Consider the following 13,679-nt stretch of genomic DNA (forward strand, 5'->3'; position numbering starts at 1 on the left):
CGGCAGGGCTTCGAGCAGGACCACGTTCAGCCCCATCTTCGACAGCACCGCCGCCGCCTCGAGCCCGATGTAGCCGCCGCCGATGACGACGATGTTCTTCGTCCCCGCATCGACCTCGGCCATCAGCGTGTCGCAGTCCTCGCGGGTGCGCACCGCGTGGACGCCCGCCAGATCGGCACCGCCGCACGACAGGCGCCGCGGATCGCCGCCGGTCGCCCAGACCAGCTTGCCGTAACCGAAGGTCGTGCCGTTCGAGAGCGTCAGTTCCTTCGCTTCGGCGTCCACCTTGGTGACTTCGGTGGAGAGCCTGAAGGTCACCTCCTTCTCGGCCCAGAACGTCGGCGGGCGAATGTAGAGACGATCGAAGGTCTTCTCCCGCGCGAAGTATTCCTTCGAAAGCGGCGGCCGCTCGTAAGGATGCTCCGGCTCGCGGCCGATGACGGTGATGGTTCCGGTGAACCCGTTCTGGCGCAGGGCGAGCGCACATTGTGCTCCCCCATGTCCCGCTCCCACGATGACGACGTCTGATTTTTCCATGGGATCAGTCCTGCAGGAAGGCGATCATGCCTGAGGCGAGTTCGGCGGGAGCCTCCAGCGGTGCAAGGTGTGCAGCCTCGAGCGACAGATGCGCAGCGCCGGGGATGCGGGCAAGCAAATATTCGCCATGCCCCTCGAACGGCGTCGAGGTATCGCGCGTGCCGGTTACCACCAGAGTGGGCGCGGCGATGCCGGAGATACGCTCGGCCAGATCCATGTCGCGGATCGCCGCCCCGCAGCCCGCGTAGCCTTGCGCGTTCATGCCGACCAACTGGCGGCGCACGGCCTCATTGATCGCGGGTTCGGCCGTGTCCGACAGAAAACGCCCCATCGCAAGGTCGGCGATGGCGGCCATCCCCTCACCGCGCACTTTCGCGATACGGTCGTTCCACGAAGCGCTGTCCATCGTGGCGGACGTGCAGATGGGGATGAGCTTTTCAATCCGCTCGGGCGCGGCGAGGGCCAGTTCCATCGCGATCATCCCTCCCAGCGACACGCCCGCGACACTGAAGCGTGCAAAACCTGCCGCGTCCGCAACTGCAAGCACATCGGCGGCCAGCATCGCCATCGAAAATTCACCCGGATCAGCAATTGACGCACCATGGCCGCGCGCGTCGATCCGCAGCAGCGCGAAGCGGTCGCGCAGGAACGGCAGCACCGCGTCCCACAAATCCATATCGGTGCCGATGGAGTTGAGCAGCACCAGCGCAGGCGCGTCGTCACGCCCGTCGCGCTTCCAGTAGAGGCTGGCGCCTGCAGCTTGAGTGAAAGGCATAGATCAGTCCTCAGGTGCGATGGTGACACGCAGGCCGTCGAGCGCCGGGGTCATGGCGATCAGGCAGGACAAGCGCGAGAAGTTGGTGCGATAGGCACCGATGGCGGTTTCGTCGCCCGAGCGGGTGACGGCGATCAGTCTTGGCACCTATCCATGTCCTGTGAAGCTGGCATCAGCCGATATCGCCACCAGCCACCGGCAGGACCGATCCGGTCACGTAGCTGGCCTCGTCCGAGGCGAGGAAGAGGATCGGCGCGATCTGTTCCTCCAGCGTGCCGTAGCGTTTCATGAACGCCGACGATGTGACTTGCTCCACCGCCTCGGCCATCCAGGCCTGCTCCTGCGCGTTGTCGCCCTCGGCATTGCGGGCGACGCGGCGCGCGGGCGCGCTGGTGCCGCCGGGCGCGGTCGCGACGACGCGGATGCCGGCTTCGGCATATTCCATGGCGAGCGCCTGCGTCATGCCGTTGATCCCGCCCTTCGCCGCCGAATAGGGCACCCGGCGAATACCACGCGTGGCGTTGGACGAGAGGTTGACGATCGTACCCGCGCCCTGCCCCAGCATGATGGGCAGCACCGCGTGGCAACAGTAGAGCGTCGGCATCAGCGAGCGGCGGATTTCCGCATCGATCTGCGCGGGCTCGAACTCGGCATAAGGACGCATGCGGATCGCGCCGCCGACGTTGTTGACGAGAATGTCGATGCGCCCGAACGCCGCTACGGCCGCCGCCATCGCCTCGGCTGCGCCCTCGTAGGTTTCAAGGTCGCATTGCACCGAGACGGCCTTGCCGCCGTCCGCGACGATGGCCTGCTCCACTTCGGTGACGAAGTCGGCCCGGTCGACGAGGACGACGCTTGCGCCCTCCGCCGCCGCGCGGGTGGCCACACCCGCCCCGATACCCTGTGCGGCACCTGTCACGACCATGACCTTGCCTGCGAACCGTCCTGCGAAGATCACTGCAACCTCCTCAGACGTGGTAGACGTCGATGACCTGATGAATATAGTCGTCCTTGAGGACGATCTTCTTCTTCAGGATCTTCGGGGCGTCTCCAGCCGCATCCAGCGTCAGGAAGGTGGTTCCGAAAAACTGCTGCGTCTGCTGGTAGCGGTGGCTGAGCGTGTGCCAGTTATAGCGCAGGTCGATCGCACCTTCGCGCGTCTCCAGCACCTCGACATTGGCGATGAAGTGCGAAGTGCGCGCTTCAGGCGTGCTGGCAGACGAACGCTCGGTGTTCAGGCGGTAAACCCGGTCCTCGAGCCCCTTGCGGTTGCCGTAGTAGATCAGCGAGATCTCGGTCTGCGGGTTCGTGGTCAGCGCATCGTCGTCGGTCCACGCGGGCATCCAGTACTCGGCGTCCTGCGAATAGCATTCCAGCCATTCGTCGAACTCGCGGTCGTCGAGCAGGCGCGCCTCGCGGTAGAGGAACGCGCAGATCTCGGCATAGGACAGCGCGGCGGCGGTGTTTTCCAGAACGAGGGTCATTCCGCAGCCTCCAGCATCGGTTCGGCGTCCTTCGCCATGCCGTCGAGCATGATCTGCGCCCAGAACTCGTGCTGGCGCACGAAGAGACCCTCGTCCTCGCTGCGCTCGCTGGAGAGCAGCGGGTTCATGCCCATGGCCTTCGCATTGGCATCGGGACCATGGACCCAGCGCGTGGCACCGCGGCTGAGGTCGTTCCACAGTTCGCCCGCACCTTCGTAGGCGGACTGGCAGCTGCGGAATTCCTCGAGGTCGTCGGGCGTGCCCATGCCGGTGACGTTGAAGAAATCCTCGTACTGGCGGATGCGGTGGGCACGATCTTCGGCACTCTCGCCCTTGGGCGCATAGCAGTAGATCGTGACCTCGGTGGTATGGACGTCGATCGGACGCACCACACGGATTTGGGTGGAGAACTGGTCCATCAGGAACACGTTGGGATAGAGCGCCAGATTGCGCGTCTGTTCGAGGATGAACTTCGCCTTGTCCTCGCCAAGCCGTGCGTCCAGCGCCGCCTTGTGGCTCCAGATCGGGCGGACTTCGGGGTTCAGCACCTGCGTCCAGAGCAGGATATGGCCATGCTCGAAGCCGTAGACGCCGCTTGCCGGGGCCTTGGACCAGCCATTGGCGTCGACCGCCTTGGTCCCGCCCTCCGCACGGCGGCCCATGGTGGACTGGTAGTTTTCGTGAACGGAGCTGACGTGGTAACCGTCGCAGCCGTTCTCCATCTGCATCTTCCAGTTGCCGTCGAAGGTGTAGGTGGAATTGCCGGTCAGCAGTTCCAGACCCTCGGGCGCCTGATCGACCATCTGGTCGATGATTACCCTGGCCTCGCCGAGATGCTCCGTGAGCGGCAGCACGTCATGGTTCAGCGAGGCAAAGATGAAGCCGCGATAGCTTTCGACGCGGGCGCGCGTCAGGTCGTGCGACCCTTCATGGTTGAAGCTGTCCGGATAGGCGCCGGTGCTGGCATCCTTGGCACGCATCAGCGAGCCGTCGGTCTTGAAGCTCCAGCCGTGGAAGGGGCACACGAAGAGCGGCTGGTTGCCCCGCTTGCGGCGGCACAGCTTGGCGCCGCGATGGGCGCAGGCGTTGACGACGCAGTTGAGGCCGCCATCCTTGGCACGGGTCAGGATCACCGGGGTCCGCCCGATCCAGGTCGTGAAGTAGTCGTTCTTCTTCTCGACCTGGCTCTCATGAGCGACGTAGACCCAGTTGCTCTCGAAGATGTACTTCATCTCGAGTTCGAACAGCGCCGGATCGGTGAAGACGTCGCGGCGGCAGCGGAACAGGCCGGTCTCGGGGTCGTCGACCACGGCGGTCGCAACGCGGCTCATCAGATGTTCGTGCATGATCCTGTCTCCCGTGTTCTGGTCGTCAGACGGTTTCGGCTTCCGGAAGCGCCGTCGCTTCGGCGCGGGTGCGCGCGGAGAAGCCCTCGTCGCCCGCGTCGTGGGCGCGCTGCATCTGGAAATCGAACTGGATGTAGGCGCTGTCGCCCTGACGGCTGGGCACCGGCAGCAACCCTGCGCGGGTGCCGAAGGCGAAGTCGTCCGCCGCGAAGGGATCGTCGCCGAAGTTGATCTGCGTCGTCAGCGTACGGTAGCCCGGCGCCTCGATGAAGAAGTGGACGTGTGCCGGACGGTTACCGTGGCGGCCGAGCGCCTGCATCAGCTTGTCCGTCGCGCCTCCGGGCGGCACCGAGTAACCGCTCGGCTGGTTCGAATGGAACGCATAGCGTCCGTCGTCGGCCAGCCTGATGCGGCGGCGGTTGTTGAACGGGGTCTGTTCACCAGTCGGGTCGAAGTGCGAATACCAGCCCTTCGAGTTCGCATGCCACACGTGGACGATGGCGTCTTTGACCGCCTCGCCCTCGGGTCCGGTCACGGTGCCGGTCATGTGCAGCACGGTGGTGCCCTCGTCGGGGTCGACGCTGAGGTTCACGTTGCCTTCCACCAGCGGTGCACCGGCTACATAGAGGGGACCTTCGATGGTGCGCGGAGTGCCGCCGGTCAGGCCCGCTTCGGCGTCCTTGGCGTCCATGTAGAGGTCGAGGAAGTGTTCGAGGCCGGTGCCGGGGACGATCAGGCCGATCTCGGCTGCGCTGTCCGACAGGTACTTCATCGCCAGCCAGAACTCGCTCTCCGAGACGTCATGCCTGACGATGAGTTCCATCACGCTTTCGGTAAGGTCGCGCACGATCGCCTTTAGGCGCGGGCTGCCGCCGCTCTCGTTCACGCCGGCGGCGCGGTCGAGCAACTGCTGGATCTCGGGGGTCTTTACGAAGCTGGTGTCCATTTCATTCTCTCCCGTTGTTCTTAGCCCACGATTCTGGGGCGGAGGCGATCAGCGATCGTCGTCATGGATGGAGGAAGGGTGCCGCGCGAGCGGCGTGATTTTCATTGTCATGAAGGGGTACAGCGGCAGCGCCATCAGCGTTTCGTGCAGCGCCGCGTTGCTCTCGACATCGAAGATCGAGACGTTCGAGTACAAGCCGACCTTGCGCCAGATGTGGCGCCATATTCCTGCGGTCTGGAGCTTCTGGAAGTACGCCTTTTCCTCGGCCTTGATCCGCGCCGCTTCGGCGGGGTCGAAGTCCAGGGGAATATTGACGTCCATTTCGACCATGAACAGCATCGGTGTCAGGCTCCTGCAGTGACGGCGTGGAGGGTGGGCGCGGTCCGGTCGCGCCGGAAGAAGGCGAGCTTGTCCTCGTCGAGGTTCACTCCAAGGCCCGGCCCGGGAGGGACCGCCAGCGAAAAGTCAGCGTAACGCAGCGGTTCGGAAAGGATTTCCTCGGTCTGGAGCAACGGACCGAACAGCTCTGTACCCCAGGCGAGTTCGGGAATTGTGGCGAATACGTGTGCCGACGCGGCGGTGCCGATCCCGCCTTCGAGCATGGTGCCGCCATAGAGGCCGATACCCGCAGCCGTACCGATCGCAGCGACTTCGGCCGTGGCGAACAGGCCGCCCGACTGCGCGATCTTGAGCGCGAAGACGCCCGCCGCCCCGGCCGACGCGATCCGCAGCGCGGACCGTGGGCCGTGCAGCGCCTCGTCCGCCATCAGCGGCACCGCCTGGGTCTGCGACAGGCGCGCCATCGCCGTCACGTCGTCGCCGGCGATCGGCTGCTCGACGAGGTCGCAGCCGACCTCCCGCAGCATCGCCATGCCCAGCTTGGCCTGCGCCTCGCTCCAGTTCTGGTTGACGTCAACACGCACGCTGGCGCGATCGCCGAGCGCCTTGCAGATGGCGCCAACGTGAGCGACGTCGTCACGAACGTCGCGCTTGCCGATCTTCAGCTTGAAGATGCGGTGGCGACGCGCCTCCAGCATGGCTTCGCCCTCGGCGATGTCGCGCGCAGTGTCGCCGCTGGCCAGGGTCCAGGCAACCGGCAGACTGTCACGCACCCGGCCACCACCGATCAGTTCCGAAGCAGGAATGCCGAGCCGCTTGCCCGCCATGTCGAGCAGCGCCGTTTCCACCGCGCACTTGGCGAAATGGTTGCCGCGCACGCACTTGGCAATCTTCCCCATGGTCGCGCCGACGAGGGCAAGGTCGCAAGTCTCGAGCACCGGCACGATGTAGGTGTCGATCGCGGACTTGATGCTCTCCGGGCTCTCCTCGCCGTAGCTGAGGCCGCCGATCGTGGTGCCTTCGCCGATGCCCTCGACGCCGTCCGCGTCGGTCAGGCGAACGATCACCATCGACTGGGCGTGCATGGTCGCCATGGCCAGTACGTGCGGCCGGATCGTCGGCACATCGACGATGAAGGTATCAGCTCGGCCTAACATAGCCATTGCAGCGACTCTCCCGAATGCTTAGCTTTCGAGCGAGAATTATGCCTGCCTTGCCGGGCATTCAAAGATCAATGCGGTCAAGAATTCATACCTTATAGGTATGCTATGCTCGGTGCAGCGTTTTGAGGAGGTTTCAGCTCTCATGATGGACATGCGCCTTCTGCGCTACTTCGTGGCTGTGGCAGAAGAAGGCAACTTCAACCGGGCTGCCGAACGGCTGCACATCGCACAGCCACCGTTGTCACGCGCGATCCAGCAACTGGAAGCCCACGTCGGCGCCCCGCTGCTCGACCGGTCGAGCCGCCCGCTGCGCCTGACTGCCGTGGGCCGCCTGCTGCATGCGCAGGCGCTGCAGATGCTGGCACGGATGGAAGACGTGGAAACCATGGTAAAGGCGGCTGCGACCAGTCGCCGTCGTCGCCTGATAATAGGCTTCGTTGCCTCCACCATCTATGCCCGTCTGCCCGAACTGATCCGCGAATTCCGCAAGGTCGCCCAGAATGTGGAACTGGTCATGGTCGAAGCGACGACGCTCGACCAGATCGCCGCCCTGAAGGACGGACGCATCGACGTCGGTTTCGGCCGCATCCGCTTCGAGGATCCGGCCGTCCGTCGCATCATCCTGCGCAACGAGAAGCTCATCGCCGCCTTCCCGATGGATCATCCGCTGGCGACCAGCGATGAGCCGATCTCACTGCGCGAACTCGCCGATGAACCCCAGATTCTCTATCCGCGCGCACCGCGCCCCAGCTATGCCGACCAGGTGATCTCACTCTTCCGCGATCATTCCATCGAACCGCGTGTGGTCCACGAGGCGCGCGAACTGCAGATCGCTATCGGCCTCGTCGCAGCCGAGGAAGGCATCGCGATCGTCCCGGAATCGGTCCGCCGCGCCCGCAGCCACGACGTCGCCTTCCGCGAACTCGTGGAGCCTGCGACCTCGCCCATCATCATGAGCCACCGCCCTGGCGACCACTCACCCGAACTGGCGCTCATGACGGCCGTGGTCGCCCGCAAGTATGCGGAGTGGGGCTATGACGTTCCCACAGCTTTGACCGAAGAACTCTGACGGCCCGCGAGCATGCAACCAAGTTGGCTCACAATGCATACATATGTGATGTCGGATTTTGCGGCGCGGGGTGCTAACCCACCCGCGCCCCCTGCTGCGAGACGAGAGCCATGAGCGAGACACGCGAACCCGAAAGCCGCCCCGAAGGCATCAGCGACTACACAGGACCGGCGGGCGGCTGGGGCGCGCTGCGAGCGGTAGCGCGCACAGTGCGCGAGCAGATGAAGGCCAGCCCCGACACGCGCGCGCTCCTGCAAATGAACCAGCCCGACGGGTTCGACTGCCCCGGCTGCGCCTGGCCCGATCCACGCCATACGTCATCGTTCGAGTTCTGCGAGAACGGCGCCAAGGCCGTCACTTGGGAAGCCACCGTCAAGCGCGTCGATCCCGACTTCTTCGCGCGCCACACCGCCACCGAACTGTGGTCCTGGAGCGATCACCAGTTGGAGGACGCGGGCCGCCTCACCGAACCGCTGCGCTACGATGCCGAGACCGACCACTATGTACCCATCACATGGGACGAAGCCTTCGCCCGCGCGGGTGCATCGATGCAGGCCCTCGCCCACGCCGACCAGGCCGAGTTCTACTGCTCCGGCCGCGCCTCCAACGAGGCCGCGTTCCTCTACCAGCTCTTAGCGCGCGAGTTCGGGACCAACAACTTCCCCGACTGCTCCAACATGTGCCACGAGGCGACCAGCACCGGCCTGCCCAAGTCGATCGGCATCGGCAAGGGCACGGTGACGCTGGAGGACTTCGACCTTGCCGACGCGATCTTCTGCATCGGCCACAACCCCGGCACCAACCACCCGCGCATGCTCGGCACGCTGGCCGCCGCATCGAAGCGCGGCGTGCCCATCGTCGTCGCCAACCCGATGCGCGAGCGCGGACTCGAACGCTTCAAGTCGCCGCAGCATCCCACCGAAATGCTCTCGACCCATTCCACCCCGCTCGCCTCTGCCTACCATCAGGTCCGCATCGGCGGCGACATGGCGATGCTCAAAGGCATGATGAAACTGGTGGTGGAGGCTGACGCCCTAGACCACGCTTTCATCGCCGATCACACCGAAGGGCTGGATGCGCTCAGGGCCGATCTCGATGCCACCAGTTGGAACTGGATCGAGGTCGCCTCGGGCCTGACGCGCGATGCCATCGAAAGCATGGCGCAAGTCTACATGAAGGCGGAGCGGGTGATCGTCTGCTACGGCATGGGGATCACCCAGCACAAGCACGGCACCCAGAACGTGCAGGCGATCGCCAACCTGCTCCTGCTTCGTGGGCAGTTCGGCAAGCAGGGCGCAGGCATCTGCCCCTTGCGCGGCCACAGCAACGTGCAGGGCGACCGCACCGTCGGCATTACCGAACTGCCGACCGAGGACATGCTGCAACGTCTCGACGCCGCTTTCGGCATCGCCGCGCCCCGCCATCACGGCCACAATGCAGTCGAAGCCCTTGCCGCCATGCGCTCCGGGCACTCGAAGGCGCTGATCTCGCTCGGCGGCAACCTCGCCGTCGCCATGCCCGATCCCGAGGCCTGCTTCGCTGCCGTGCGCGGGCTGGACCTTTCGGTCAATATCCTCACCAAGTTCAACCGCACTTGCCTGCTGACGGCGAAGGAGACTCTGGTGCTCCCCTGCCTCGGCCGCACCGAACTGGACGTGCAGGACGCCGGCCCGCAATGGGTGACGGTGGAGGACAGCATGTCGATGGTCCACGCCTCACGCGGCAAGCTCAAGGCGCCCGGCCCCGAGGTCCGCTCCGAGCCGGCGATCGTTGCCGGACTGGCGCAGGCGGCGATGCCGCACACCCGCATCGACTGGGCCGCGCTCGTCGCCGACTACGACCGCATCCGCGACGGCATCGAGGCCGTCTATCCCGACTTTCGCGACTTCAACATTCGCGTGCGTGAGCCGGGTGGATTCCGCCTCACCATCGGCCCTGCGACCCGCACGTGGAAGACACCGACCGGCAAGGCGCAGTTCATCGCGCACCCCCACGCCGAGGAACAGGTCGAGCGCTCGCTGCTGCTTACCACGATCCGCAGCCATGACCAGTACAACACCACCATCTACAGCCTCGACGATCGCTATCGCGGCGTCACCGGCCGCCGCGACGTGATCTTCGCCAACGAAGTGGACCTTGCCATGCTGGGTCTGGCCGAAGGCGACAAGGTGGACGTCACCACCCCGGCCGGGCGCACCTTGAAGGGCTTCACGCTGGTCCGCCATGCCATCGCGCGCGGCTCGCTGGCGGCTTACTATCCGGAGGCCAACTGCCTTGTGCCGCTGGACGACTATGACCCCGCGAGCGGCACCCCGGCCTACAAGTCGATCCCGGTCACCATCCGCGCTGCCGCCTGATCGCACGCATGAGAACGCCCCCGAGAGTGAGTGGTCTCTCCCGGGGGCGCAGGCCGCCGCGTCATCGGTGGGGGATGGAAGCGACGCAGCGGTGTTAGGCACGCCTTTCTGACGAAGGCTTATCTGCGGAACTTACTGGTCGCGGCTGGTGCTGGCACCGAGGCCGACCGAACCGTTCGCACCGCTCTTCGAAGCCGAACCGCTGCCCGAGCCGGTCACGTTGGCGCTGCGCTTGCCCGCCTGCGCGTTGGCAGAACCATTACCCGAACCCGAGGCTGAGCTGTTCGCCGCGCTGGACGCCGCATCGCGGGCCTGGCTGCCGACCGCCTGCGCCTTCTCTGCCGCGGCCGAGCGGGCTGCCTGAGCCGTCCCGGTCGCGGTGCCCGCAACCTGCGAAGTCACGCCCGAGGTATCAGGCAGGCTGCCCGAGCCGGCGAGGTTGCCCGCGCCCGAAGCCGAGCCGTTCGCGCCCGATCCCGTCAGTGAACCGGCGAGCGAACCCGTGGCCGAGCCCGTGCCGGTTGCCGAACCGCTACCCGCCGTCGAGCGGGCGGAGTCGACGAGGCCGCTGGCCTGCGAGCGGGCGCTATCGGCTGCACCGGTCACCGCCGAGGTATCCGGCGCCGAAACCGAGGGCTTGGTCACGGACTTCCTGGCGTGGCCGCTGGCATTGCCCGAGGCCCGCGACGAAACGCTGCGGCTGGCGCGCGAGGCGCTGATGTCGCCCGCACCGCCCATGGTCCCGTCGATCGAGCTGCCGACACCGCCGATGGTGCCGCCCAGCGAGCCGCCGAGGCCACCGCCGAGCGATCCGCCAAGGCCGCCACCGCCCAGCAGCTGGGCATTGGCCACGCCTGGCGCGGCGATCAGGGCAAGAGTTGCGATGGCGGTCGTGAGTGAGAGCTTGTTCATGGGATTTGCTCCTTCCTTGTTGTCGTTGGCCCCGTCCGGGGTGTCTGATGGAAGGAACGGATGGCCATTTCGCTTTCATCCATGGCCGATGAAATTATTTCAGATTTTTTTCTAAAGGCCCGATCGGCAGATGTTGCACAACACGCCGCGTCCGGTTCGGCGCTGCCCCTTGATGGCTTCGGAATCCACGGCTTTCATCGCCTCTGCGGCACTTGTGACGAGTGCCCGCCGCGCCGCGATACGCGACGCCACCAGCGGCGCAGCATAGGACGTTCCGCGCAGCGACTGACGCCCCTTGCCCGGGACAAGCGCCGACATGTCAGCTCCCGGCGCAGCATAATCGAGGTGCAAGGCACGCCCCGCCTCGATCAGCACACGTCCCGATCCGTCTACGCCGGTCACCGCGATCACGCCGGGATAGGACGCCGGAAAGGCAGGCGGAGCCGCTGCGCCATCGTTGCCGACAGCGGCCACCACCGTCATCCCCTTGCTCTGCGCCGAAGCCACCGCCCGCGCCAGCAGCGGGTTGGACGGACCGACCAGGCTGATCGACACCACCGGCACGCCCTGCACCTGCATCCACCCCAGCGCCCTGGCGATCGCCAGCGCATTGCCGCCTGCCGGGTCGGAGCCATAGACATCGGCGCCATAGATACGTGCAGTCCCCGCCCCCGTCAGGAGCGAGGCGATCGCGCTGGCATGGTCGCTGGTTTTCGGCGCCCCCGCCGCAAAGCCGCGCTGCGAGGCAAGCCGCGCCGAACCACCGATGCCGCCGTCGATGACCCCGACAGTGCCGCCGCGTGGAAGCGCTCCGGATGCCGCCTTGCCGTCGTTCGTGGGGGTGCCACCCGAAGGAAAATGCAACTGATCCGCGCTGATCTCCCGGCCGGGAAGGGCCTTGCGCAAATCCTCCACCGACTTGGCCACAGAGGCACCTGACGGCACCTGAAAGCGCGCAAAGCGGACATCGAGCCCCTCGAGCGTTCCCTGCTCGAGCACGCTGTACCCCTGCCGCCGCGCGGTATCGAGCGCCGCCTCGTCAGGGTCGAGCATCAGCACTTCGCCCCGCACGGCAGGCTGGTGCTGCTCATCCCACTCGACCCGGTCGCCGTGATCCGCGACCAGTCGCGTTAGCCGCCGTACCCGCTCGTTTGCCAGCGCACGGACGTCGCTCACGATCCGCCCGACGGGCTCTACCACCGGGCCCGCAAGATCACCGAGCGTGTCGCGCACGCGGCCCACGGTGCCGGGCACATCGATCGGCAACCCGCCGCCCAGTTGCGCCTCCGCCGGCACCGACGGCGCAGCGAGGAACAGGGCGGCGATGCCGGTCGATAGCAGCGTGCGGTGTCTCATCAGTCCATCCGATAGCAAAAATTTCATGGCTTTCAGGGATGAAACGCGGCAGTCGGTCCGTTTCATCCTGCGGACAAGACATTTCGATGAACGCATCGACGAGCCAAGACCGTTTCTGCGAAGAACTCACCGCCCTGCTGCCGCGCCTGCGGCGCTTCGCGCGGGGGCTCGCCCGTGATCCGGCCGACGCCGACGACTTGTGCCAGCAGACGGTCGAGCGCGCGCTCAAGTCCCGCCAGTCGTGGCAGGACGGCACACGCCTCGACGCTTGGGTTTACAGGATCATGCGCAACCAGTGGATCGACGAAGTACGGGCAAGGACGCGGCGCTCGCAGACTTTCACCCATGAAGAAGAAGGGGCCAACATCGGCGCCCCCGGCGATCTCGCGGCCGAGAACCTGGTCGAGTTGGGGAACGTCGGCAGGGCCTTGGCACGCCTCCCGGAAGAGCAGCGCGAGGCCGTCATACTCGTACTTGTCGAGGGCTTCGCCTACAAGGAAGCGGCGGAAATCATCGGCGTGCCCCAGGGTACGCTCACCTCGCGCCTCGGCCGAGGGCGTGAAGCACTGTTGCGCGAACTGGGAGAAATCGCATGACCGTGAGCGATGATGAATTCACTGCCTATGTCGATGGCGAACTCACCGGCGCAGAGGCGCAACGGGTGGCCGCCGCGATTGCCGGCGACCCCGCACTGGCGTCGCGGCTGGAGGCGCAGCAGCGCCTTCGCGCACTGTTGCGCGGCCACCTCGATCCCGTCGCGGTTGAGCCGGTGCCGGAAAGCCTGACACAGATGATCGCAGCCGCTGCGGCGGAGGATGCCGAGCGCGACATGACCGACACGAAGCAGCATGAACCGGCGCGCGTCCTCGATTTCGCCGCCGCACGCGCGCGTCGTGACGATCAGGTCCGCGCCGCCCGGCCTCCTCGCCTGACCCTGCCCCGCTGGTGGGGTACGGGAGCGGCCATCGCCGCCTCGCTCGTGCTCGGCCTGTTTTTCGGGATGCGCGTTGCCGACGACGGCGCCAGTGTCACCTCGGGCGGTGCTCTCGTTGCCTCGGGCATGCTGGCAAAGGGCCTCGACGAAAAGCTGGCCTCCGCCAACGAACCCGGCAAGCTACGCATCCTGACCAGCTTCCGCCGCGAGGACGGCAACTATTGCCGCGTCTACGATGCCGGGGCCAGTTCAGGTATCGCCTGCAAGGACGCCCAGGGCTGGATCCTGCAGCGCACCGTTGCGAACGGAGCGCCCGAACGCGGTGCGTACCGTCAGGCCGGATCCGCCGCAGGCGAACTCATGGCTGCGGCGCAAACCATGGCCATTGGCGAGCCGCTTGATGCCGCGCAGGAACGAGCAGCGCGCAGGGAAAAGTGGAACAAGTAACCCTCTCAAGCACA

Annotated in this window: 15 protein-coding genes; 4 read left to right on the forward strand and 11 right to left on the reverse strand. The window is 66.1% G+C overall.

What is annotated here, in order from left to right; translation table 11 throughout:
- From PKE80_RS08795 to PKE80_RS08835, 9 genes are all read right to left on the reverse strand, one after another.
- Nucleotides 1-537 (reverse strand): NAD(P)/FAD-dependent oxidoreductase (locus tag PKE80_RS08795; protein WP_271182158.1); only part of this gene is annotated, 537 nt, incomplete at its 3' end.
- 4 nt (nucleotides 538-541) lie between these two features.
- Complete coding sequence (locus PKE80_RS08800) at nucleotides 542-1,312, reverse strand: alpha/beta fold hydrolase (RefSeq protein ID WP_271182159.1); 771 nt, start codon at nucleotides 1,310-1,312, stop codon at nucleotides 542-544.
- 3 nt (nucleotides 1,313-1,315) lie between these two features.
- Nucleotides 1,316-1,459, reverse strand: a complete 144-nt coding sequence (locus PKE80_RS08805) for a hypothetical protein (RefSeq protein WP_271182160.1) — start codon at nucleotides 1,457-1,459, stop codon at nucleotides 1,316-1,318.
- A gap of 25 nt (nucleotides 1,460-1,484) precedes the next feature.
- Nucleotides 1,485-2,270, reverse strand: a complete 786-nt coding sequence (gene benD, locus PKE80_RS08810; protein ID WP_271182161.1) for a benzoate diol dehydrogenase BenD — start codon at nucleotides 2,268-2,270, stop codon at nucleotides 1,485-1,487.
- Between the two features lie 10 nt (nucleotides 2,271-2,280).
- Nucleotides 2,281-2,796: a benzoate 1,2-dioxygenase small subunit gene (benB, locus tag PKE80_RS08815; RefSeq protein ID WP_271182162.1), complete on the reverse strand. Its 516-nt coding sequence runs from the start codon at nucleotides 2,794-2,796 to the stop codon at nucleotides 2,281-2,283.
- Nucleotides 2,793-4,142 carry an SRPBCC family protein gene (locus PKE80_RS08820; protein ID WP_271182163.1) on the reverse strand — a complete coding sequence of 450 codons (1,350 nt, stop codon included), beginning with the start codon at nucleotides 4,140-4,142 and terminating at the stop codon, nucleotides 2,793-2,795. Before PKE80_RS08820 ends, benB begins: the two co-directional genes overlap by 4 nt.
- Before the next feature lie 25 nt (nucleotides 4,143-4,167).
- The gene (locus PKE80_RS08825) at nucleotides 4,168-5,088 is read right to left on the reverse strand and encodes a dioxygenase family protein (RefSeq protein WP_271182164.1); all 921 of its coding nucleotides are present in this window, start codon (nucleotides 5,086-5,088) and stop codon (nucleotides 4,168-4,170) included.
- A 48-nt stretch (nucleotides 5,089-5,136) separates the two neighbouring features.
- On the reverse strand, nucleotides 5,137-5,427 hold the full coding sequence (catC, locus tag PKE80_RS08830) for a muconolactone Delta-isomerase (RefSeq protein WP_271182165.1): 291 nt from the start codon (nucleotides 5,425-5,427) through the stop codon (nucleotides 5,137-5,139).
- Nucleotides 5,428-5,432: 5 nt separating this feature from the next.
- The gene (locus tag PKE80_RS08835) at nucleotides 5,433-6,590 is read right to left on the reverse strand and encodes a muconate/chloromuconate family cycloisomerase (RefSeq protein WP_271182166.1); all 1,158 of its coding nucleotides are present in this window, start codon (nucleotides 6,588-6,590) and stop codon (nucleotides 5,433-5,435) included.
- A gap of 145 nt (nucleotides 6,591-6,735) precedes the next feature.
- Here PKE80_RS08835 and PKE80_RS08840 point away from each other — a divergent pair, with 145 nt between their 5' ends.
- Nucleotides 6,736-7,659, forward strand: coding sequence for a LysR family transcriptional regulator (locus tag PKE80_RS08840; protein ID WP_271182228.1), 924 nt, complete (start codon nucleotides 6,736-6,738; stop codon nucleotides 7,657-7,659).
- Nucleotides 7,660-7,769: 110 nt separating this feature from the next.
- Nucleotides 7,770-10,016 carry an FdhF/YdeP family oxidoreductase gene (locus PKE80_RS08845; RefSeq protein ID WP_271182167.1) on the forward strand — a complete coding sequence of 749 codons (2,247 nt, stop codon included), beginning with the start codon at nucleotides 7,770-7,772 and terminating at the stop codon, nucleotides 10,014-10,016.
- 132 nt (nucleotides 10,017-10,148) lie between these two features.
- Here PKE80_RS08845 and PKE80_RS08850 read toward each other — a convergent pair whose 3' ends face one another.
- Entirely contained in the window at nucleotides 10,149-10,928 is a 780-nt protein-coding gene (locus PKE80_RS08850) for a hypothetical protein (RefSeq protein ID WP_271182168.1), read from the reverse strand.
- A 111-nt stretch (nucleotides 10,929-11,039) separates the two neighbouring features.
- Nucleotides 11,040-12,284 carry a S8 family serine peptidase gene (locus tag PKE80_RS08855; RefSeq protein WP_271182169.1) on the reverse strand — a complete coding sequence of 415 codons (1,245 nt, stop codon included), beginning with the start codon at nucleotides 12,282-12,284 and terminating at the stop codon, nucleotides 11,040-11,042.
- A gap of 86 nt (nucleotides 12,285-12,370) precedes the next feature.
- Between PKE80_RS08855 and PKE80_RS08860 the strand changes: the two genes are divergently transcribed.
- Both PKE80_RS08860 and PKE80_RS08865 read left to right on the forward strand, forming a co-directional pair.
- On the forward strand, nucleotides 12,371-12,880 hold the full coding sequence (locus tag PKE80_RS08860; RefSeq protein ID WP_271182170.1) for a sigma-70 family RNA polymerase sigma factor: 510 nt from the start codon (nucleotides 12,371-12,373) through the stop codon (nucleotides 12,878-12,880).
- The gene (locus tag PKE80_RS08865; protein WP_271182171.1) at nucleotides 12,877-13,665 is read left to right on the forward strand and encodes an anti-sigma factor family protein; all 789 of its coding nucleotides are present in this window, start codon (nucleotides 12,877-12,879) and stop codon (nucleotides 13,663-13,665) included. The genes PKE80_RS08860 and PKE80_RS08865 overlap by 4 nt, the downstream gene beginning before the upstream one ends.
- The last annotated feature ends 14 nt before the right edge of the window (nucleotides 13,666-13,679 follow it).

It is taken from the genome of Novosphingobium resinovorum (assembly GCF_027922145.1).
Classification (GTDB): Bacteria; Pseudomonadota; Alphaproteobacteria; order Sphingomonadales; family Sphingomonadaceae; genus Novosphingobium; species Novosphingobium resinovorum.